A 234-nucleotide genomic window follows, 5' to 3' on the forward strand; every position below is an offset into this window, starting at 1 on the left:
GCAAATGCTACACTATCATCGGCGCTGTTTCGTTTCACTACTGAGTTCGGCATGGGGTCAGGTGGGTCCAAAACGCTATGGTTACCAAGAAAATTCGGTTCAATTTTCTTATTTTTATTTATTAAGCTTTAAGTCCTTCGACTGAATTTGGAGCCTGGCAATGTCCTACTTTCACATAGCAAATGCTACACTATCATCGGCGCTGTTTCGTTTCACTACTGAGTTCGGCATGGG

At 43.2% G+C, this 234-nt stretch carries 1 rRNA gene; it reads right to left on the bottom strand.

The annotated features are described in order from the left end of the window. Positions 1-89: ribosomal RNA gene (rrf, locus tag AN391_RS20150) — 5S ribosomal RNA — on the bottom strand; the annotation flags it as partial. Positions 90-234: the final 145 nt, after the last annotated feature.

The organism is Pseudoalteromonas sp. P1-13-1a (genome assembly GCF_001401875.1).
Taxonomy (GTDB): domain Bacteria; phylum Pseudomonadota; class Gammaproteobacteria; order Enterobacterales; family Alteromonadaceae; genus Pseudoalteromonas.